The sequence below is a fragment of the Megasphaera sp. ASD88 genome, assembly GCF_002287425.1.
Classification (GTDB): Bacteria; Bacillota; Negativicutes; order Veillonellales; family Megasphaeraceae; genus Megasphaera; species Megasphaera stantonii.
On sequence record NZ_NQXW01000005.1, the window covers coordinates 107,215 to 130,359 of the forward strand.

The following is a 23,145-nucleotide window of genomic DNA, read 5'->3' on the forward strand; positions in this document are numbered from 1 at the left end:
CAAATAGTCAATAGCAAACTTGCAAATCTGCGGCAATTCCAGCCTTCTATCCGCCAAAATATTTCCCTTTGTCATTTAGGGTAGGTTATTTATTATATAATGTATTATACATATACGTTGAATCCTGCCGTCATCAGGTCTATAATAAGTGATATACAATATATGCATGATTTTTTATCATATATACGCGTCAGCGTATTCACTATACAGCAGGGGGGTATTATATCATGATACATACGTATGGATTAGAACGAATCGGAATTTTTTACCCGGCCAACGTGTACCGCAACATGTCTCCGGCCTGGCTGACCGAGCAGGCCCTGATTCGCGGCGAAGGCATGCTGAGCGACACGGGAGCCTTAGTCGTCCAGACTGGGAAATACACGGGCCGTTCGCCGAAGGACAAATTCATCGTCGACACGCCGGCTATTCATGAATACATCGCCTGGAACAACGTCAACCGCCCGATTTCGCGGGAAAAGTTTGACGCCTTGAAGGCTAAGATGACGGCTTATCTGCAGAACCGTGATATCTTCCTCTTCGATGGCTTTGCCGGCGCCGATTTAATATGCCGCAAAAAATTCCGCATCATCAATGAATTAGCCAGCGAAAACCTGTTTATCCGCAACCTGCTCATCCGCCCGACGGCCGACGAATTGAGCCAGTTCGGCGACCCGGACTTTACGGTCATCGTCACGCCGGGCTACCGCTGCGACCCGAAGACGGACGGCGTCCGTTCTGAAGCGGCTATCATCATCGACTACGAAACGCGGGTCGTCCTCATCGCCGGCACGCAGTACGCCGGTGAAATCAAAAAGAGCGTCTTCTCCGTTATGAACTACTTTCTGCCTGACGAAGGCGTCCTGCCCATGCACTGCTCGGCCAACATGGATCCGGTCACGAAGGAAACGGCCATCTTCTTCGGTTTGTCCGGCACGGGGAAAACGACCTTGTCGGCAGACCCGAACCGCAAGCTCATCGGCGACGACGAACACGGCTGGTCGCCGCGGGGCATCTTCAACTTTGAAGGTGGCTGCTATGCCAAGTGCATCAACCTGAACCCCGAAAAGGAACCAGACATTTACAACGCCATCCGTTCGGGCAGCCTCGTTGAAAACGTCGTCCTCGACCCGGCGACGCGACGGCCGAACTATTTCGACAGCAAATACACGGAAAACACCCGCGTCGGCTATCCTATAGAATACATTCCCAACGCGGCCATTCCCGGCATCGGCGGCATCCCGAAGGTCATCATCTTCCTGACGGCCGACAGCTTCGGCGTCCTGCCGCCTATCTCCCGCCTCAGCAAGGAAGCGGCTATGTACCACTTCATCACCGGCTTTACGTCGAAAGTAGCCGGCACGGAACAAGGCATTACCGAGCCGGTGCCGACCTTCTCCACCTTGTTCGGCGAACCCTTCATGCCCCTGGCTCCGGAAATCTACGCTGGCATGCTGGGCGAACGAATCGAAACGTATCATACGAAGGTCTTCCTGGTCAACACCGGCTGGACCGGCGGCCCCTACGGCATCGGCAGCCGCATGGACCTCAAGTACACCCGCGCCATGATTACGGCAGCCCTGAACGGCCGCCTCGATTCGGTCCCCTACAAGCACGACAGCCGCTTCAACGTCGACGTGCCCCAGTCCTGCCCGGGCGTCCCCAACCAGATCCTCAACCCGCGCGATACATGGGCCAATAAGAAATCCTACGATATCATGGCCGACAAAGTAGCCGCCATGTTCCAGGAAAACTTCACGGAAAAATACCCAGACGTCCCGGAAGAAGTCAGCGACGCCGGCCCGAAACCGAAGGCCAAGCCCTAAGGCCTGATACTTCTTTCATGTAAAAAACCGTAAGGAAAGGCGTTTCGCCATTTCCTTACGGTTTTCTTATATCATGTGAACAGCTTCTTTAGGCGTCGAATACGGTCATGTCCAGGCAGTCGAACCCGTCCAGGAAGGATTTAACCTGGGCGATGATATCCTGGCAGCCGCCTTCTTCCTTGCTTTCGACGTTCAGCGGCATGTTCGGGTCGTGGAGGGACATGCGCAGAAGCGCCCAGCCTTCGGGGAATACGAGGCGCACGCCTTCGTACGACGGCTTGGCGACGACGACGCCTGCGGCGACGGCCCGTTCTTCAAAGGCTTGCAGTACCCTTTCGCCGTAAGCCTTTACGTCGTCTGTGCCCTGAATTTTGAGGCGGTATTCCTTGCTTTCAGCCGGATGCTTCAAGTTTGCGACCAAATCGCCGACAGCTTTCCCCGCTTTATTGGCCTGGGCCGCCGCAATGAGCAGCTTGACCGCCAAATAGGCGCCGTCGTCGAGGTAGTAGTTTTCGCTCAGCGCGCCGTGGCCCGACGTTTCAATCGCTAAGGGCGATACGACGCCGCTCTGGTTGAGGCGGATGCATTCGTTGATGACGTTTTTATAGCCCCGCATGTAGCGGTGATGGATGAGATGAAGCTCATCTTGCAGGAAGGCCGTCAGCTCGTCCGACGTGACCGAGTCCGTGACGATGGTGCTGCCCGGATAGTCGGGAGCCAAGATGGCCGCCATCATGGCGATGAGGGCGTTGCGGTTGATGGCTTCACCATCGGGCAGGACGGCGCTCATGCGGTCTACGTCCGTATCGAAAATGAGGCCCAAATCGGCATGGTTGTCGAGAACAGCTTTGCTGATCGCCGCCATGGCCTCTTTATTTTCCGGATTCGGAATATGATTGGGGAACATGCCGTCCGGTTCGAGGAACTGGCTGCCCGTCGTATCGGCGCCGAGGACGTCGAGGACCTTCGAGGCAAAGAAGCCGCCTGCGCCGTTGCCGGCATCGACGACGATGCGCATGCCTTCCAAGGGCTTGCTGTCCGGGCCTGCGCCTACGCCGCTGCGGATTTTGGAGCACAGGTGCTCGGCATATATATCGATAATCGGCAGCGTCTGCACGCCGGACACATCGCCGTGTGTTTCTTCCAGCGACGCCGCCCGGGTCAGGACGTCTTTAATATCAGCCTTTTCCAGACCGCCGTCTTTCGTAAAGAATTTCAAGCCGTTGCGGTTGTACGGCAAATGGCTGGCCGTAATCATGATGGCTCCGTCCATATGAGTCGATTCGAAGATAATCGACATGAACATAGCCGGCGTCGAAGCCAAGCCGCAGTCAAACCCGGCTACGCCGCAGGCGCAGAGGCCTTCCAGCACGGCCTGCTTCATCGTGCCGGCAGAAATACGCGAATCATGGCCGACGGCAACGCGCAGGCTGTCGACAGGTTTGCCCGTCTTTTCCGCTAAAAAGGAGGCAAAGCCGGCGGCAATGCGGTTCGCCGCTTCGGGAAACAGCGTCACGGGCTCGCCGGGAACGCCTTCTACGGCGACGCCGCGGACGTCGCTGCCGTTCTGCAACTTCATCATATCTGATTCTGTAATCATAATCGTTCACTCCCAATATTAGTAATTCTATATTATAATAGTAATGGAAAGCGCCGCAAAAAACAAGGCGCGTCTTCACAAATAACTCTATGCTGTAAAGGAGATTTTCATGAACCAACCGGATACGCTCGAAAACAAAGCAAAATCCATGATGATTTTAGCTATGCTCATCTTCGGTACCATCGGCATTTTCGTCCGCTACATCCCCCTGCCGTCCAGCGTCATCGCCGTCGGCCGCGGCATCATCGGCACGGCCTTTTTATTTCTGTTCATCAAAGGCAAGGGCATCCCCATATCCTGGCCGGATATCCGGCAAAACCTGCTTCTCCTCTGCCTGTCCGGCGCGGCCCTGTGCGGCAACTGGACCTTCCTCTTCGAAGCCTACCGCTACACGTCCATCGCAACGGCGACGCTATGTTATTACATGGCCCCGATCATCGTCATCCTGGTCTCGCCGATTTTCCTGAAAGAAAAGCTGACGGCCCGCAAATTTCTCTGCGTCCTGACGGCGCTGGCCGGCATGGTCCTCGTATCGGGCATCGGCCAGGAAGGCGGCAGCGCCAACATGACCGGCGTGTTCTTCGGCCTGTGCGCCGCCTGCTGCTACGCCTGCATCGTCATCTTCAATAAAAAAATCAAGCCTATGGCCGCCTACGATAAAACCATCGTCCAGCTTGGTCTGGGAGCCCTGCTGCTGATGCCCTATGTCCTCTTAACAGAAAACGTCACTGCTCTAGACGCCTCTCCCTTCAGCCTGGCCATGTTCCTCGTCGTCGGCATCGTCCATACAGGCTTTGCCTATGTCTTTTACTTCGGCTCCATGCAGTCCTTAAAAGCCCAGACCATCGCCCTGTTCAGCTACCTGGACCCGATTTTCGCCATCCTGCTGTCAGCCGTCGTCCTCGGCGAGCCCCTCGGCATAACCAGCATCATCGGCGCAGTCCTCGTCTTAGGCTCAACATTGGTCAGTGAATTAAAGGCCTAACCATTTGCCGAAGGAATCATTCCATGCTAGACTATGTGTATACTGCATAGAAAAAGGAGAGTACCTACATGCCAACCTATAAAATCATTGCATGCGACATGGACGAAACCCTGCTCAGCAGCGACGCTTCCATCTGTCGCCGCAATATCGAAGCCATCGCCAAAGCAAAGGCCCAGGGCGTCAAATTCGTTCCCTGCACGGGACGGGGATTCCGCTCCGTCGAAGGCGTCTTGAAAACGCTGAACCTGTTCGACGAAGCCGGACAATACGTCATTGGCTTCAACGGAGCCAGCATTACGGAAAACAAAGGGCACCGCTCCCTGTTCTGGGACCCGATCCCCTTCGACTTAGCCGATAGGATTTACCGCAAAAGCGCGTCCTACGGCCTCTGCATGCACATTTACACACGTGATACCGTATACATCAGCGACGTCACGCCTGACGAAGAGGATTTTCTCCGCGGCCGCATGGCCTATGTACCGACGACGGAAAAGACCCTCGACTTCCTGCGCGGCAAGGAAGAAGTCTGCAAGCTCATCATCATGAACACCGACTACAGCCGTCTGCAGGAAATTCACGCCGAAATGAAGCCCCTTCTCGACGACATCACGGTCAGCTTTTCCAGCAACCGCTACATCGAATTCATGCACAAGGGCGTCACGAAAGGCGTCGCCCTCCTCAAATTAGCCGCCATGCTCGGCGTAGAGCCTGAAGAAACGATGGCTATCGGCGACAATATCAACGACATTGAAATGCTCCAGGCCGCCGGCCTCAGCGTAGGCGTCCATAATTTAAATCCCCTAATCCGCCAATACTGCAGCGTCGTCACCGACGCGACGAACAACGACGGAGCCGTCGGCGAAGCCATTGAAACCTTCGTATTGAAATAACCCGTTCAATAAAGCAAACGATATATTACATCACGCCAACAAGGCATGCCCTGCGAGTCTCAGACCCGTTAGGCATGCCTTGTTAGTTCATCATATATTTTATGGATTATGAGGGTTAACAAATTATACTATTGAAATAACACACTCTCTGCAAACAAATTCATTTAGGACTTATAAGCCTAATACTTTTTTGCCTGCATTCAATACTTTTATAATTTGATCTACATCGTAAACAGTGCCTTTCCAGGCGCCTCCGCTTACATCCTGCAACGCAGCCCATAACCGCGTATCATCCGGCAAATCTTCATCTGGACGGACATCCGGATTCGTTTCACGTTTAGCTAATTCAGCAGCACCTTCCTCATAGGTCATAGGCTGATCTTCTGTGCCGATAAAGTTCAAACTGCCTTCAAGTTTAACCGTGTCGACAATAATTTCTACAATATCGCCGTCTCTCAATTTACCAATGGGGCCCCCTGCCAACGCTTCAGGTCCAACATGTCCAAAGCAAGCGCCAGTAGAAACACCGGAGAACCGAGCATCTGTAATCAAAGACACATGTTTACCAAAAGGTAAATTCTTCAAAGCAGACGTCAGCTGATATGTTTCTTCCATCCCTGTTCCCAACGGACCGCCGCCCATGACAACCATGATATCGCCAGCAACAATTCGGCCCGGTTCTTTCAAAGCAGTAATAGCAGCTTTTTCAGAAGTAAATACCTTAACTTTAGCAGTATGTCTGAATACATGGTCATCGTCAATTACACTCGGGTCAATGGCTGTAGATTTGACAACTGCGCCTTCCGGAGCAATATTGCCAACAGGGAACGTAACTGTCGAACCAATACCCTTTTCTTTAGCTTTTTCAGGAGAGAAAATAACTTCATTAGGATCAAGATTATCCACTTCCTGCAAACGTTTGCGGCATGCTTGACGCCGTTCCGAATTTTCCCACCAATCAAGATTTTCACCAAGAGTACTGCCGGTAACTGTCATTACATCTTCATGCAGCAAGCCTAATTTGCGCAAATGCAGCATAACTTCCGGAACACCGCCAGCCAAGAATGCTGCCGCTGTCGGATAATTGACCGGTCCAATTGGTAATACACTGACCAAGCGAGGAACTTCCTTATTAATACGTGCCCAATCTTCAACAGTTGGTCTTCTGCAGCCAGCAGCATATGCAATAGCTGGCAAATGAAGCAATAAATTCGTCGAACCGCCAAAGGCTGCATGAAGAATCATAGCATTTTCAATAGCGTGATCAGTCAAGACATCTTTAGTCGTAATACCATTCTTTTCCATTTCAACAGCTGCAATAGCCGATTTTCTGGCAATATCTTTCCAAATTACAGATCCGGACGGAGCCAAGGCAGAATGAGTTAACGCCAAGCCTAAAGATTCTCCAATTACCTGTGAGGTTCCAGCTGTACCAAAGAACTGACAGCCGCCGCCAGAACTTGCACAAGAACTGCAGCCAAGGCGAATAGCATCTTCATAAGATAATTCCCCATTAGCAAAGCGCACGCTGATTGTCTGTACTGTACCAAGGTCTTCCCCTTTATTCGGCATCAGAGTAGAACCACCCGGAACTAAAACTGTAGCAATATCATGCATGCTGGCCAAAGCCATCATCGTTGCCGGTAACCCCTTATCACAGGAGGCAATGCCAATAACAGCTTTACGAGTCGGAAGAGAACGAATCAGTCTTTTCATAACAATAGCAGCATCATTGCGGTACGGTAAAGAATCAAACATGCCAATCGTCCCTTGAGTTCGGCCATCGCAAGGATCAGAAACAAAGGCTGCGTAAGGAACTAATCCCATATTTTTAATTTCATCTGCCGCTTCTGCAACCTGAATATCCAATTCATAATGACCTTGATGAAGCCCAACAGCAATCGGACTGCCATCCGGATTACGGAGTCCGCCTTTTGTGCTTATAATCATTACATCGCCATTGGCTAAGGTATCGGTATTCCAACCCTCACCAGCATTCATAGTCATGCCAAAAATGTTTCCGCTAGGTAATGTTTTCAACATATCCGGCGTCAAGGGCAATGTCCCCTTCGGTCCGTCTGCATGCGTTACGGCATCATAGATACCTTGCGGTTCATTTGTATACAAATTTTTAATAGACATATATTTCTCCTTCCTAATACCGATTAAAAATACCACATCAAAGAGTATAAAAAGAGAGGATGCCGCCGTTTATTAACGAGACATCCTCTCTTTTTCACATAAACGACATATGGTATCGTTTTATATATTTATTATTTTCCTTCTGTCTTCTTAGGCAATGTCAGCGTGAGCAGGAAGCCAGCAAATAAGCAGGCTGCCAAGAAATAAACACCAGCAAAAATGGACATAAACTGCGTCGTAAGATAACCTACGATAAAGGGTCCGACGAAGCCGCCCAAATTCCCCAATGCGTTGATAATGCCCATGGAGCCACCGGCAACATTAGCCGGGAAAAGCAACGTAGGAATCGTCCAGAAAATACCGGAAGCGCACTGTAAGAAAAGCCCGCAACCACAAAGGAAAGCAAAGGATACCCAAGGCTGTGCTTGGAATAATACCGATGCCAAGAAGCAGAGAGCAAAACCTAACAGAGGAAGAGCAACGTATTTCTTACGGTTACCGCTTCTGTCAGAAAGATGTCCGAAGATGTACAAACCAGCCATGCAAGCAAAATACGGAATGGTCGAAAGGAAACCAATCATTGTCATGCTGGAAGATGTAAGATCGCGAATAATGGTAGGCAGCCACATAGCAAAACCATAAATCCCCGTCTGGTATGCAAAGTAAATCAAAATCAATTTCCACATGTTAAGACTGCCAAAAATCTGTCCTAAAGAAACCTTCCCGGTTTCACCGCTAATAGCAGCTTGTTCAGCTTCACGTGCACTGACGATATAATTACGTTCTTCTTCTGAGAGCCATTTAGCCGTTTTAGGATCTTCACTAATCATCGGCCACCATACGAAGATCAAAAGCAAGGATACGAGACCTTCGACGATGAATACGGAACGCCAGCCATAGCTCGTTACAAGCCAACCAGAAACAGGACCTGTGATGATAGAAGCGATAGCAATGTTCATAATGAAGTACGAATTCGCTCTGCCGCGTTCCGATGCAGGGAACCAGTGGCTGAGGATAACGAGAACTGCCGGCCAAACACCGCCTTCAGCAACGCCGATAAGGAATCGGAGAATCAGCATATGCGCCGCCGTATCAACAAAACCTAACAGCACACACATGATACTCCATGCCAAGATAGCTCCAGCAATAAACTTCTTAGCATGTCCTTTTTCAGCCAATGCACCGCCAGGAACCTGAAGAACCATATACCCAACGAAGAAAATACCAGCTGCCAAACCAGAGAGCGTTGCAGTCATCTGCAGTTCTTCACTCATGCCTCCAGCCATAGCAAAACCAATATTTGTTCTATCCATAAAACCAAAAATGTAAACTAAAATACAGGGCGGAATAATCCGAGTCCATCGTTTTCCCGGAATATTTTTAGCAATTGCTTCAGCCATCTTATTTCACTCCATTCAAGCGTTTAGAATAAATTGCCATTTTCATCAAACTGCATAGGAGCTACTTCCCCTATGATTTCCATATTAGGATTAGCTTCTACTTCCGGAATCAAGACTTCAGAAACTTCAATTTCCTCAATTTCCATTGTATTCTTAATACGAATAATGCGAGGTTGAAGTTTATCAGCACCTGCACAGGTTTTAACAGCAGCTTGTACAGCCAATCTGTCATTAGGAGTCCAGAACGGAATTTTAACCATTTCAAGAAGAGTAGAGGTAATAGCATTAGGATAAGCCATTTCATTTATGATCTTATCTACACACCGCTGTGTCGTGACATCTGCTAAACCTAAACCATTCGCATTACCATGAGTTTCTTCCGTTAAATCAAGAACTACAACACGTTTTGCTTTGAAGTTGCCAATACGCGGTTCAGAGCCATCAGCACCGCGAGGAACACCCGTTTCACGAGGCAAAGTACCGGAAACATTCGGGTCCATGCCATCACCGCTGATATTTTTGCCAATTTCATCAACAATGAGAACATCAGCATTGTCAATAAGAATATGTCCCATTATTTTCTTGGCTTCCAAAAGAAGACTCGGCTCTTGTTCAATAATTTCATCAGGTGTAAGTGCTGTTAATTTATAGGTCTGATCAAATGCGTTTTCAATGGTGCCGATGCCACAAATAATAGGCGCATTCTTTAAAATAACTTTACCGTATCGCTGCAGATTTTCGGCCATTTTTGGAAAACCCTGTTCATGAACGCCTTCTGCACCATGCTGCTTACCCATGCCGATAACGGCCATTTTCATCAGACCGCTTTCATAAGGACCTACAAACTGAGTGTGTGCTTTAATGCGGCCAACCATGATAATGCCATCGGCTTCCGAAGCATATTTATCAATAAATACAGGCCGTCCATCATCAGTAACCCCAATCTGCTTCGTTTCCATCGATGCCTTGATAGGACATCCCATTGCTTCTTCCGTAACACCATACCCATTAACGATTTCAAGCTGACCTTCCGGAGTTGCACCGCCATGACTGCCCATAGCAGGAAATACAAAGGGGCTACCGCCTTTTTGCTTCACATAGTCAACAACAGCTTTAATGATGATATCAATGTTCGCAACACCGCGACTGCCACAGGTAATGGCAATCGACATTCCCGATTTGATCTGAGCGGCTATGATATCCCGATCTAATTCCTTCCAAATAACTTGCGGAATGTCTTCAGGCGCAATATACGAAGGATCAAAATGCTGTTTTACCTTTACCATTTTGGGAATCGCAATATCCTGGCACAAATTTGCAATAATGTTAGCATCCATTTTGCTTTCTCCTTTCAATAAATAATTATTTTAAGCCATTATCTTTTAAAATTTTTTCTACTTGCTGAACTTGTTCTGCTGTAATCGGATTAAACTCGAGACAATGCGTAGAAATATCCAGTCCTCGCAAAGCCATTGCAGTTTTTACAGCAGGAAGGAACGGTTCATTAATCGTATAGAAATTCATCAACGAATTAATAATTTTTTGATACTTTTCTATTTCAGATATATTTCCGGCATTAATAGCTTTTACCCAAGCCGAACAAATTTCCGGAGCAATATTGGACAAGCCACCGATGCATCCGTTTCCGCCACTCAGCATCGTATGTATTAAGCTTTCATCAAATCCAGACATTACGATGAAATCAGGAAACTCGTCTTTTGTCGCATTAATCAGTGCTCTTGTATGTCCAAAGTTGTCGACGGTATCCTTATAGCCTACAAGGTTCTTATGCTTGCGCAAAAGGCGCAATGTAATTTCAGGAGTCAAGTCATATCCAGAACCGCCGGGATAGTTATAGAGGAAAACATTGCCCTGAATTTGAGGAAGAATCTGGTCATAATACCACTCAATGTTCTGTGCTCCCAAGGTAAAGTAATAGGGCCCAATAATCATAACAGCATCGGCACCAGCTTGAAGAGCATAGTTAGATAATTCAACGGTTTCCTTCGGAGTCATGCAGCCTGTTCCTACTAAAAACTTTACTCTGTGATTGATACAAGAAACTGCCACATCAATCAGCTGCTTTCGTTGCTCCATAGACATAGCGAAAAATTCACCCGAACTGCCCATAACAACAATCCCATCTACGCCGCCTTTAATTAAATGTTCATACACGAGTTTATTACCACTGGCATCAACATTTCCATCTTGATCAAAAATAGTTACAACTGGCGAAAAATATTCGGCTTTTTTCATACAAGTTACGCTCCTCAACTTTCAGTTTTTAAACATAATTACATACACGAGCAATTGCTATTTCCATAAAACCTAGTGCTTCTGATTTTGTCTGCTTGCCATTAGCTACCTCAATCGTCAAATCAAGCAATTCTTTACCCAATTCTTCAATTGTTTTTTGTCCGTAAATTACAGGACTAGCATTGAAATCCATGTTATCTTCCATCTTCTCATACGTGAGCTTATTGCCAGTAAGTTTGATAACAGGACAAATAGGATTGCCCATGACATTTCCTCGTCCCGTTGTAAAGACAACAACTTGGCAGCCGCCTGCAACCATCCCCGCTACAGACGAAAAGTCATTTCCCGGCGTATCCATGATAACCAGGCCTTTTTCATCAATTTGTTTAGCATAATCATATACGGCATTGATTTCTCGGTGACCACCTTTATGAATACATCCTAAAGATTTTTCTTCCAATGTAGTCAAGCCGCCGGCTTTGTTACCAGGAGACGGATTGCCTTCCCGAACTTCTTCACCAACGAGCTGAAGCGCTTTTTCATAGCGATGAACAATTTCGAAAATACGATTACGAACCTCTTCATTCTTAGCACGTCGAGCCAAAATGTGTTCAGCCCCAATAAATTCTGTTGTTTCACTCAAAATAGAAGTAGAACCTAAATCAACCAAACGGTCGCTCAGATCACCAACTACCGGATTGGAAGCCAATCCCGACGTAGGGTCAGAGCCACCGCAGTTCGTACCTACAATTAAATGGGAAATATCAAATTCTTCCCGCTGAACCATGCTGGCTTCAATTACCATCTCTCTGGCATATCGTACAGCCTTTTCCACAGCCTTGATCGTTCCGCCAGATTCTTGAATGATAACCTGCTTAATAGGCTTATTTGTCCGTTCTTGAATGGCTTTGACAACCAAATCCATCTGACAGTTTTCACAACCTAACGATATAACAACAGTACCATAAATATTAGGATTAGCAGCGAAACCTGCCATTATATCCATTGTAAGCTGTTGGTCAGACGGAACTTGAGAACAGCCATTTTGATTATGGAAAGTGACTGTGCCCTGAACCTGCTGAGAAACAATACGGGCTGTATCAGTTGCGCAAACACTTGCAGGTAATACTAACACGTAATTGCGTACGCCAACACGGCCATCTGGTCTTTTATATCCTAAAAAGTTCATGTCATCTCCTCCTTTTAACCCAGATCTTCTCGAACATTTTTAACATTATGAACGTGAACATGTTCACCTTTTTTTATCAATCCGGCAGCATGTCCAATATGTTCCCCATATTTTACAATCGGTTCATCATCAGCAATATCCCGAATAGCAAATTTGTGGTAAATTTGAATGTCTTCAGCTGCAGTTAACTCGACAGCTTCCTTTTCAAAATTCAAATATGTAATGAGATCGCCTTTCTTGATCTGTTCAATTGCTACAGCAACATTGTCCTTTGGATCAATAATCATACCGTTAATCATGTCTTATTTCGCCTCCTATTTTATATCCATATACACATACAACAATTAGTATTCTATCCAAGACATCTGAAAAACGTCTTGGATAGAATATATTTTTTACGATTCCTGCTTTTTAAATGCTGCAAACAGTATCAAAGACAAAACACAACCTACTAAAACAGTGATCCCCATAAAGTAGAATCCACCGACAAAACTGCCTGTATAATCTTTTATCCAACCAATCGCAATAGGCGCAATAAATCCGCCCAAATTACCAATAGCATTGATAAAAGCAATACCAGTAGCCGCAGCACCACCTACAAGAAACATTGGCGGAATTGTCCAAAAAATAGGCATGCAACCATAGAAGCCAATAGCACTGATAGAGATGAGAGCAATAGAAACACCTAATCCACTATTCAGAGCACCGCAAATAACCAAACAACCACCAGCTAATATCATGGCTCCAATCATATGCCACTTACGTTCCATATGCTTGTCAGAACTCCAGCCAATTGCCAGCATACCAACAGCTGCAACCACAAAAGGAACAGCACTAATCAAGCCAATCGTTGTAGTAGCCAGATCTCCACCAAAAGACTTAACAATCTGTGGAAGCCACATATTTACACCAAATACACCAATAACCTGAGATACATAAATAATGGCCAAAATCCAAACCTTAGGATTCAGCATAGCTTGGAAAGTAGAAACCTTTTCTTTTGCTACAACTTGTTGCTTTTCTTTTTCCAATTCGTCAATCAAAAAATTTCTTTCTTCGGCAGTTAGCCAGTTAGCCTTTGAAGGATTATCAGTTAAATACGACAATGCAATCAAACCAACAATAACCGTTGGGGCACCTTCTAAAATGAACATCCATTGCCACCCTGCTACCCCCATCATTCCGTCTAACGTAAGCAGCCAACCAGATACTGTCGAACCAATCATCAAAGCTAATGGTTGAGCAAACATGAAACGAGACGTAATTGATCCTCTATATTCTGCTGGAAACCATTGTGTCAAATAAAAAATAACGCCTGGAAAAAAGCCAGCTTCTACCGCTCCAAGTAGAAAACGCACCACTAAAAATTGTGTTGTAGTTGTAATAAATGCCATGCTAGCAGAAATACAGCCCCATACAGCTAACAACAACCCCAACCAGATTCTTGCCCCATATTTATTTAACCCTAAATTACTAGGAACGCCAAAAATTAAATACCCAATAAATAATATACCAGCGCCATAACCAAAAGTAGTGGCAGTCAATCCAAGATCTCTATTCATCTCCAAAGCAGCAAACCCTAAGTTAACGCGGTCAATATAGTTAAGCAAATAACAAAGTACTAAAAAGGGAATTAAACGCCAGGTTACTTTTGTAAATACCCTCTGTTTCATTTCTTCCATTGGACTATGCCTCCATCAACATTTATAAATTTTTTAGCTTATCGTATTGAACAACTGCACCTTGTGCACCAGAACCAGCAATTTTGCAATATAAACCTAACCAACCTTTTTTGAACTTAGGTTCCGGCCTTTTCCACTCAGCCAACCGTTTCGTTATTTCTTCATCATTTACAAGAAGATTCAATGAGCGGTTTTCAACATCAATTTCAATACGATCACCATTTTTTACAATAGCAATAGGACCGCCTTCAGCAGCTTCTGGAGAAATATGTCCTACAAAACATCCATTATTTGTACCGCTAAAACGTCCATCTGTAATCAAAGCAGTTGTTTTAGCCAAACCTCTACCATATAAATACTTCATGGCTTTGAACATTTCGCGCATGCCTGGGCCGCCTTTAGGCCCTTCATAACGGATAACTACAACATGACCATCTCGAACCTTACCAGCTAAAATTGCTTCTTCAGCCGCTTCTTCAGAATCAAAACATATTGCTTCTCCTTCAAAATGCTGCAGGCTCTTATCAAACGCTCCTGGTTTTGTAATACCTGTATCCGGAGCCAAATTACCGCGAAGAACAGCCACTCCACCTTCATACCCAAAAGGTTCATCCATCGTTTTAATAATATTATTATTTTTAGGATACTGATATACGTGACTCTCTGTATTTTCCGCTACGGTATGAGCCGTAACTGTCATCGCATTCGTATAAATGATGGAACTCATTTCTTCAAGCAGTTTGCTGACCCCACCAGCTTGATAAAAATCAATCATGTTATATTCTGAAGCAGGATTAATCTTAGCTAACTGCGGCGTATGTCTAGATAATTCATCAAATTCCGACAAAACATCAATATCTAGCTCTGCTTCACGAGCAATAGCAGTTAAATGCATAACTGCATTGGTACTTCCACTCATGGCCAAACAAATTTTAATCGCATTGCGAATACTTTCATTTGTAATAACTTGCCGAGCAGTAATTCCTTTTTCAACAAGTTCCATGATTTTTATGCCGGTAGCTTCTGCAATAGATAATCTGGCAGCTGAATAAGCTGGAATAATACCTCCATCAGGCAAGGTCATACCTAACGCTTCGGAAAGTGCACACATCGTGTTTGCGGTTCCTAAATACGAACAAGAACCACATGTTGGACAGGATAAATTTTCTAATGTTCTATATTCTTTCTCTGTAATTCTATTAGCAGACAACATGCCATATGCTTCTGTACTTGAAGTCTGGTCAGATTTTCTGCCATCAAACACTATTCCACCTTCCATTGGTCCGCCAGGCAATAAAATGCAGGGAATATCTAAACGAGCTGCTGCCATCAACATGCCTGGAACAATCTTATCGCAGGAACCTAATAATACGAGTCCGTCGAATAAATTAATCTGAGCCATCGATTCAACAGAATTAGCTATCAGTTCTCGAGACGGCAAAATATAATGCATACCATCATGACCTTGCGCAAAACCGTCACAACCACCAATAACACCAAATTCAACAGGAGTACCTCCAGCTCGATAGATTCCATCTTTTACTCGTTGCGCCACCTGTCTCAAATTAAAATGTCCTGGAACACATTCACTCCATGCATTAGCTATACCAATAATTGGACGTTTTAAATCATCTGTAGAAAATCCCATTGATTTATACGTAGCACGATAATATTGGTTGTGCAATCCTTCGAGAATTTTTTCACTTCTCATCATTTCAGACTCCTCCTTTTTTCTTAAATACGTATTGTTTCGTATATTCGTCTTTATGCCACTAGTATATCACTTGAAGCACATTAATATCAATACATGACTTCCAATATATTTTTTAATATCGCATTTTAATTTTTAATACAAATAAATCATTAGTATACCAAACAATTACGATATTTAGTAATTTTAAAATCTAATTGTGTTAAAAATTATCACTAAAAAAGAAAAAACGAGCCCAATTATATATTTGAACTCGATTTTCCCCTTTCGGATACAGTATCAGCAACCCATTAATTCAGACATTGTTATTTTTTTAACATAACAGCCTTTCCGTCAGTTACAACAACGCCATCTTGATTTGTTACGACAGTACTCAAAATAAGACGGTGTTTTTCAGGAATCTTTTCGATGATAGTCGCCGTGCAGGTAATCGTGTCGCCGATGCGTACGGGAGCTTTGAATTTCAATTCTTGGGAGCAATAAATCGGCGTACCGCCGTGCATGGCTTTCGTCATCGTCGTCGAAATGATGCCAGCAGAAATCATGCCGTGGGCAATACGGCCCTTAAACATCGATTCTTTAGCGATTTGTTCGTTGACGTGCATGGGGTTGAAATCACCTGTAATACCAGCAAAGGCATATACGTCCGATTCACTGATTGTCTTGCCGAAGGTAGTCGTGTCGCCTACCTGCATTTCATCATACGTTAATTCTTCCTTCATGATGCATCACCTTTCTATCATACCATACAATGGCAACCATAAGCGCGGAATGGCTCACCGCAGCAAGCTGCCGGAAATGACCATGCGTTGTACCTGGTTCGTTCCTTCGTAAATCTGCGTAATCTTCGCGTTGCGCAGCAGCCGTTCTACCGGGTATTCGCGCGTGTAACCGTAGCCGCCGAAGATCTGTACGGCATCCGTAGCGATAGCCATGGCCGCATCGGAAGCGTACATCTTAGCCATAGCGGCTTCTTTAGAATAGGGAAGGCCTGCGCCTTTCAAATATGCAGCGCGGTACGTCAGCAGACGAGCGGCGTCGAGACGGGTCGCCATGTCAGCCAGCATAAAAGAAACGCCCTGGAACTTACTGATCGGTTTGCCGAACTGCGTCCGTTCTTTTGAGTATTGAACGGCCGCTTCCAGTGCCGCCTGAGCAATACCTAGAGCTTGAGCAGCTACGCCGATACGACCGCCATCTAAAGATGTCATGGCAATTTTAAAGCCCTTGCCTTCTTCGCCGAGAAGATTTTCTTTTGGTACAACGACGTCCTGGAATACTAATTCCATCGTCTGAGAACCATGAATACCCAATTTATGTTCCTTTTTGCCAAAAGTAAAGCCCGGCATGCCTTTTTCCAAAATGAAAGCGGAAATGCCTTTTGTACCCTGAGACTTATCGGTCATGGCAAATACGACGTAAATATCAGCGGCTCCGCCATTGGTAATAAATATTTTGCTGCCGTTCAGCACGTAGTGGTCACCGACTTTTTCAGCATGAGACTGCTGTTGTGCCGAATCGGTGCCGGCATTGGGTTCTGTCAAGCCGAAAGCGCCTAATTTCGTGCCTTCTGCCAAGGGAACCAAGTATTTTTGTTTTTGTTCTTCCGTGCCGTATGTAAAAATAGGCCATGCGCAAAGGGACACAGACGCAGCGTAGCTGCAGGCAATGGAATCATCTACGCGAGCCAATTCTTCATTTGCGAGAATATAGCTCATGTAGTCTCCGCCGCCTCCGCCGTATTCTTCCGGAAAGAAAATCCCCATTAAGCCCAATTCGCCGAGTTTATCGACGATGCTGCGGTCAAATACTTCTTCTTCGTCACGCTGGTGGACTGTCGGCGCAATTTCCTTTTCGGCAAAATCGCGGACCATTTTGGTTATCATTTTTTGTTCATCTGAAAGCTGGAACTCCATTATTCTGTTATCCCCTTTCTCCCTTAATGAATTTTGTTTATATAATCAAGTAATTAGAAGCTCTGCCGGTGCGAAAGATGGAGCGTTTATCATTGCGTGGACAGAGCTTCTTTTTACTTAATTACCCTTATTTGCCTGCCATTTTAGCGTATTTGGCATAGCGTTCTTTCGCTTCGCGGATCGTCTTTTCATACAATGCTTCTGCACGTTCCGGGAAGTTAATCTGCAAGCGGTTGTAACGGTTTTCACCGCGCAGGTATTCGACCATTTTGTCGGAATCCGGTTCCGGAGAATCAAGCTGGAACGGATTCTTGCCTTCTGCTGCCAAACGCGGATCGTAGCGATAGAGGTGCCAGTAGCCGCATTCTACGGCTTTCTTCATTTCAAGCTGCGTAGCGCCCATACCGGCCTTGATGCCGTGTTCGAGGCACGGGCAGTATGCGATGACGATGGACGGACCCGGATATGCTTCGGCTTCGCGGAGAGCGCGGAGCGTCTGCGCCTGGTTGTAGCCCATAGCAACCTGGGCAACGTATACGTATCCGTAGGTCATGGCGATAGCACCGAGGTCTTTCTTCTTGACCTGCTTGCCGCCGGCGGCGAATTTCGCTACGGCTGCCGTCGGAGTAGCCTTGGAGGACTGGCCACCTGTATTGGAGTATACTTCCGTATCCATGACCAGGATGTTGACGTCGCGGTTCTGAGCGATGACGTGGTCGATACCGCCGAAGCCGATATCATATGCCCAGCCGTCGCCGCCGAAGGCCCATACGGATTTCTTAGCCAGGTATTCTTTATTCTGAAGGACGAAGGCTACGTCTTCGTTCGCCGGAACCTGTTCCAATGCGGCGATGAGGGCGTCTGTCACTTCGCGGGACTTGTCGCCTTCGCTGTAATGAGCCAGGTATTCGTCGATAGCTTCTACGGCGACGTTCTGTTCCTTCAAAGCATTCAGGTGAATGCGCAGTTCCTGCTGGATAACGTCCTGAGCGTGGAAGAAGCCGTAAGCAAATTCGGCGTTGTCTTCGAACAAGGACTGTTCCCAGCACGGGCCGAAGCCGCGGTTGTCCGTGCAGTACGGCGTCGTCGGCAAGGAGCCGCCGTATGCGGAGGAGCAGCCAGACGCGTTGGCAACGTACATGCGGCTGCCGAAGAGCTGCGTAACCGTCTTGATGTACGTCGTTTCGGCGCAGCCTGCGCAGGCCGGCGAGAATTGGAAGTACGGTTTGGCAAACTGCAGTTCTTTGACAGTCTTGTCGCTGACAGCTTCCTTCTTGAGGTACTGTTCGTCCATGACGAAGCGGTTGAAGTTATCCTGCTGGGCAGCTTCTTCTTCCATGGGAACCATCGTAAGAGCGCCCTTGTCTTTCAGCGGGCAAACGCTTACGCAGACGCCGCAGCCGAGGCAATCGTACGGCGAAACCTGGAGGCGGAAGTTGTAATCGGACAGCTTAGCGCCTTTCGCCTTAACCGTTACGAAGCTTTCCGGAGCGCCGGCCAATTCTTCATCCGTAAGGAGAACCGGGCGGATAGCTGCGTGGGGGCAGGCCATGGAGCAGCTGTTGCACTGCGCGCAGACTTCAGCATTCCAGTGGGGAACCTTGATGGCTACGCCGCGCTTGCTGTATTCCGTCGTGCCGAGAGGCCATGTGCCATCGAAGCAATCATGCTTCTTGAATACCGATACCGGAATAAAGTCGCCCTGCTGACGATTCATCGGTTCCACGATATCCTGAATGAATTCAGGCAAGTGGGACAGATCCTTCGGCGTATCGACAGCATTGGCCCAAGAAGCAGGAACTTCTACTTTTACGAGGCCTTCGATACCAGCGTCAACTGCTTTGTTGTTCTTGTCGACGATTTCCTGACCGCCTTTTTTGAAGTAGCTGTCATAGTTGCCTTGCTTCATCGCTTCCACAGCCATGTCGATAGGAATAACCTTGGTCAGTTCGAAGAACGCAGCCTGGAGAATCGTGTTGACACGTTCGCCCAAGCCGATTTCACCAGCTAATTTTGTAGCATCGATCGTGTAGAACTGAGCATGTTTATTGTACAAATCGCGTTTCATCTTGGCCGGCAGCTGCGTTTCCAACTCTTCCGCCGTCCAAGGACAGTTCAGGAGGTATACGCCGCCGTCTTTTAATTCAGCCGTCGTATCGTATTTATGAACGTATGTCGGAGCGTGGCAGCCTACGAAATCAGCCGAATCGACGAGGTACGTCGCATGGATGGGCTGATCGCCGAAGCGGAGGTGCGACTGGGTCAGGCCGCCGGTCTTCATGGAGTCGTAGGAGAAGTATGCCTGGGCATATTTGTCTGCCGTCAAGCCGATGATGGTAATGGCGTTTTTGTTTGCGCCAACCGTGCCGTCGCCGCCGAGGCCCCAGATCTTAGCAGCTGTCTGGCCTTCGTAGGATAATTTGATCGGTTCGTCTGTCAGGGACGTATTCGTTACGTCGTCTACGATGCCGATGGTGAAGTTGTTTTTCGGCTGAGCCTGTTCCAAGTTCGTGTATACAGCGGCGATCTGAGCCGGCGTCGTATCCTTGGAAGCCAAGCCGTAGCGGCCGCCGACAACGACGATATCGCCGCGGCCAGCCTGAATCAGGGCGCTCTGTACGTCTAAGTACAGCGGTTCGCCGATGGAGCCCGATTCCTTCGTGCGGTCCAGTACGGCAACCTTTTTGCACGTAGCCGGAATAGCTTCGGTGAAGTGCTGTACTGAGAACGGACGATACAAGTGAACCTGTACCATGCCGACCTTCTTGCCCTGAGCGTTGAGGTAATCAACAGTGTCGCGGACCGTTTCCGCCGCCGAACACATGACGACTACAACTTCTTCCGCATCGGGAGCGCCGTAGTAGTTAAAGAGTTTATAATCGCGGCCTGTCAATTTATTGATTTCATCCATGTAATGCTGTACGACGCCGGGAATGGAAGCGATTTTTTCGTTCGCCCCTTCTTTGCACTGGAAGAAGATATCCGGATTGACCGTCGTGCCGCGTTCATAGGGATGTTCAGGATTCAAGGCGTTTTTGCGGAAGGCGTTCAGCTGATCGTAGTCGACGAGTTTTTTCAATTCGTCGTAGTCCAGCGCTTCGATGCGCTGCATTTCGTGAGATGTACGGAAGCCGTCGAACACGTGCATGAAGGCATAGCGTCCGCCGATTGCCGCTAAGTGCGACACGGCGCCCAAATCCATGACTTCCTGCGGCGACGAAGACATGATCATGCCGAAGCCGGTGGAACGGCAGGCCATGACGTCGGAGTGATCGCCGAAAATAGAAAGAGCGTGAGCGCTGACCGTACGGGCGGCAATGTGGAATACGCCCGGCAGGAATTCGCCGCCGATTTTGAACATCGGCGGAATCATGAGCAGCAAGCCCTGAGAAGCCGTGTAGGTCGTCGTCAGAGCGCCGGCCTGCAGCGAGCCGTGGCATGTGCCGGCCGCGCCTGCTTCAGACTGCATTTGAATAACATCAACCGTATTGCCAAAGATATTTTTCTTTCCCTTAGCAGCCCATTCGTCAACCTTTTCAGCCATAACTGACGACGGCGTAATGGGGAAAATGGCAGCTACTTCCGTAAAGGCATACGATGCATATGCGGCAGCAGTGTTGCCATCCATTACAACATAGTTTTTCTTCATGATGTAATAGTTCCTCCTTTTTCTAAATGACATGTAAAAACAAGTTCCGCATACAAAAACTTTAGTGAACTACTTTTCATTCAAGGCAATCATTTTTTCATTAGTAAGCATGTCGATTTTGCCCGTTTTTATTGTTCTTATATACGTCTTTATTCTTATATTCGTTATTCTATCATTTTATAAGAAAAAATTCAATGCTTATAAATAATAAAACTATATATAATGCATAAAAAACATGGAACAACTTATAATCATATAATACAAGCAAAGATAATGTATATCCGAATAAAAAAATTTTTAAGGCATATCAAAACAAAAAAATCTCACTAAATCATAGAAAATTTCCTATAGTTTAGTGAGATAAATATATTTTCAAATTGTAAATTTCTTTTGGATACTAAAAAGATGATTGATATCTTTTTTATTAATAATAGTAGCGGAAAGAACAATAAGTGTTCGACCTGCACGATACCCTTTATGAACAGAATCATACTCAATATATTCTCTATAAACTAATTCTTTCAATAAATTAGACAATGAGCTTTTAGGTATTCCCGTCTCCTTTTGTATCGCTGTAAATGAGGGAGCCTGATCTGCATTAGCAATAAAATAAACAATATCTAATGCACGAGCCACTGAACGAACAATCGTTTTTGTTCCTTCTCCATTCATAGCGTTCCCTCCCTTCCTTAATTACGTCCAAGTTCTTATATTAGTACTAATTATATGATAACATTGCTATTTTTGAATGTCAATTTGTAAATAATCTACGATACCTTGTATACTAATATTTAATTCTAGATACATATGATAAAGTTTTCATTAAAATAATTGTTCCAATATATGGACGAAAAATTCATAATACTATATAATGTATATGTATAAAGTATTGTTTGCATTGAATAAATAAGGAAGAGGATTATATACTCTTCAACATATATGAGGAAAGAAGTGATACGTTATGGCATATTCTCAGCACAAGCCAACATTGCGAGTTTTAGATATCATGCAGTCGCTTGCATCTGCAAACGACGAAGGCCTGACATTAACAGAAATAGCTACCAAAATTCAAGTTCCCAAAAGTACTATTGTACCAATCATTCACACATTACGCGACAGAGACTTTATTGAGCAAAAAAGCAACGGCAGATATGTCATAGGTATCAGTATGTTCCTCATCGGCTCCGCATCTCTTCAAAACATCGGTTTATTAGACGTGTTTAAGAAAGAAATGAAAGAAATTGTTTATAAAACATCTGAAACTTGCCAATTAGGCATTTTAGTAAATGGCGATGTCTTATATCTTGCAAAAGAAGATTCGGCTGAACCAATTCGCCTCGTTTCATTCGTCGGAAAACGCCTGCCAGCATATAGCACCTCTTTAGGCAAAGCGTTGCTTAGTTGCTATTCCCTTCAAGAGTTGGAATCAATTTATAAAGGCCCGTTAAAACCAGTAACAGAAAAAACATGCCAAACGATAGAACAATTATATGATGAATGTCTCCGGTCTAAATCCGAAGGCTATTTTCAAGAATCAGGAGAAATTTCTCCTGATTTAAGTTGCTTTGCAGTACCAATCCATCATAATGGCAAAATCATTGCAGCTGTCAGTGTAAGTATGCCTACGTTCAGATTGACAAAAGAAAAAAAAGAAACTGTAGTCAAGGCATTATTAACTGGGCAAAATGTACTAGAACGCAATCTGCAGCGGCTTGGAATTTCTGACAGCAACTTATTTCGACTATGTGAAGCTTTTTCTGTAAATAACTGCCAGGTATAGGTCTTCTATGATACAATCTAAATCATAGGAGGCTTACTATCATGGCAAGAGAAAAGAAACCGGTACATAAGGTCATTATGACCGAAGGAAAACGCAGCATTATTCAACAACTGTTTCAA

General features: G+C 46.1%; 17 protein-coding genes. 4 read left to right on the plus strand and 13 right to left on the minus strand.

What is annotated here, in order from left to right:
• The first annotated feature begins 227 nt into the window (after positions 1–227).
• Positions 228–1,826, plus strand: coding sequence for a phosphoenolpyruvate carboxykinase (ATP) (pckA, locus tag CJ260_RS05015; protein ID WP_095629400.1), 1,599 nt, complete (start codon positions 228–230; stop codon positions 1,824–1,826).
• 88 nt (positions 1,827–1,914) lie between these two features.
• Here pckA and CJ260_RS05020 read toward each other — a convergent pair whose 3' ends face one another.
• Positions 1,915–3,426: a phosphomannomutase/phosphoglucomutase gene (locus tag CJ260_RS05020; protein ID WP_095629401.1), complete on the minus strand. Its 1,512-nt coding sequence runs from the start codon at positions 3,424–3,426 to the stop codon at positions 1,915–1,917.
• 109 nt (positions 3,427–3,535) lie between these two features.
• On the opposite strand from CJ260_RS05020, the gene CJ260_RS05025 reads away from it, so the two are divergent.
• Together CJ260_RS05025 and CJ260_RS05030 are read left to right on the plus strand one after the other, a co-directional pair.
• Positions 3,536–4,411, plus strand: coding sequence for a DMT family transporter (locus CJ260_RS05025; protein WP_198947396.1), 876 nt, complete (start codon positions 3,536–3,538; stop codon positions 4,409–4,411).
• Positions 4,412–4,479: 68 nt separating this feature from the next.
• Positions 4,480–5,301, plus strand: a complete 822-nt coding sequence (locus tag CJ260_RS05030) for a Cof-type HAD-IIB family hydrolase (RefSeq protein WP_095629402.1) — start codon at positions 4,480–4,482, stop codon at positions 5,299–5,301.
• A 171-nt stretch (positions 5,302–5,472) separates the two neighbouring features.
• Here CJ260_RS05030 and CJ260_RS05035 read toward each other — a convergent pair whose 3' ends face one another.
• From CJ260_RS05035 to CJ260_RS05090, 12 genes are all read right to left on the minus strand, one after another.
• Entirely contained in the window at positions 5,473–7,443 is a 1,971-nt protein-coding gene (locus CJ260_RS05035) for a YjhG/YagF family D-xylonate dehydratase (RefSeq protein WP_095629403.1), read from the minus strand.
• A 131-nt stretch (positions 7,444–7,574) separates the two neighbouring features.
• The gene (locus tag CJ260_RS05040) at positions 7,575–8,843 is read right to left on the minus strand and encodes an MFS transporter (RefSeq protein WP_095629404.1); all 1,269 of its coding nucleotides are present in this window, start codon (positions 8,841–8,843) and stop codon (positions 7,575–7,577) included.
• 23 nt (positions 8,844–8,866) lie between these two features.
• Entirely contained in the window at positions 8,867–10,180 is a 1,314-nt protein-coding gene (locus CJ260_RS05045; RefSeq protein ID WP_095629405.1) for a lactate racemase domain-containing protein, read from the minus strand.
• A 25-nt stretch (positions 10,181–10,205) separates the two neighbouring features.
• The gene (locus CJ260_RS05050) at positions 10,206–11,099 is read right to left on the minus strand and encodes a dihydrodipicolinate synthase family protein (protein ID WP_095629406.1); all 894 of its coding nucleotides are present in this window, start codon (positions 11,097–11,099) and stop codon (positions 10,206–10,208) included.
• 28 nt (positions 11,100–11,127) lie between these two features.
• On the minus strand, positions 11,128–12,288 hold the full coding sequence (locus CJ260_RS05055) for a UxaA family hydrolase (RefSeq protein WP_095629407.1): 1,161 nt from the start codon (positions 12,286–12,288) through the stop codon (positions 11,128–11,130).
• Between the two features lie 14 nt (positions 12,289–12,302).
• Positions 12,303–12,587 carry a UxaA family hydrolase gene (locus CJ260_RS05060; RefSeq protein ID WP_095629408.1) on the minus strand — a complete coding sequence of 95 codons (285 nt, stop codon included), beginning with the start codon at positions 12,585–12,587 and terminating at the stop codon, positions 12,303–12,305.
• Between the two features lie 96 nt (positions 12,588–12,683).
• Positions 12,684–13,970 (minus strand): MFS transporter, encoded by a 1,287-nt coding sequence (locus CJ260_RS05065; protein WP_095629409.1) that lies wholly within the window; start codon positions 13,968–13,970, stop codon positions 12,684–12,686.
• A 22-nt stretch (positions 13,971–13,992) separates the two neighbouring features.
• The gene (gene ilvD / locus CJ260_RS05070; protein ID WP_198947397.1) at positions 13,993–15,684 is read right to left on the minus strand and encodes a dihydroxy-acid dehydratase; all 1,692 of its coding nucleotides are present in this window, start codon (positions 15,682–15,684) and stop codon (positions 13,993–13,995) included.
• 302 nt (positions 15,685–15,986) lie between these two features.
• The gene (locus CJ260_RS05075; protein WP_095629410.1) at positions 15,987–16,403 is read right to left on the minus strand and encodes a MaoC family dehydratase; all 417 of its coding nucleotides are present in this window, start codon (positions 16,401–16,403) and stop codon (positions 15,987–15,989) included.
• A 54-nt stretch (positions 16,404–16,457) separates the two neighbouring features.
• Positions 16,458–17,597: an acyl-CoA dehydrogenase gene (locus CJ260_RS05080; protein WP_095629411.1), complete on the minus strand. Its 1,140-nt coding sequence runs from the start codon at positions 17,595–17,597 to the stop codon at positions 16,458–16,460.
• A gap of 127 nt (positions 17,598–17,724) precedes the next feature.
• Positions 17,725–21,246 (minus strand): pyruvate:ferredoxin (flavodoxin) oxidoreductase, encoded by a 3,522-nt coding sequence (gene nifJ, locus CJ260_RS05085; protein WP_095629412.1) that lies wholly within the window; start codon positions 21,244–21,246, stop codon positions 17,725–17,727.
• A gap of 372 nt (positions 21,247–21,618) precedes the next feature.
• A complete protein-coding gene (locus tag CJ260_RS05090) occupies positions 21,619–21,918 on the minus strand; it encodes a helix-turn-helix domain-containing protein (RefSeq protein WP_095629413.1) in 300 nt (99 codons plus the stop codon).
• A gap of 289 nt (positions 21,919–22,207) precedes the next feature.
• Here CJ260_RS05090 and CJ260_RS05095 point away from each other — a divergent pair, with 289 nt between their 5' ends.
• Positions 22,208–23,026, plus strand: coding sequence for an IclR family transcriptional regulator (locus tag CJ260_RS05095; protein WP_095629414.1), 819 nt, complete (start codon positions 22,208–22,210; stop codon positions 23,024–23,026).
• Positions 23,027–23,145: the final 119 nt, after the last annotated feature.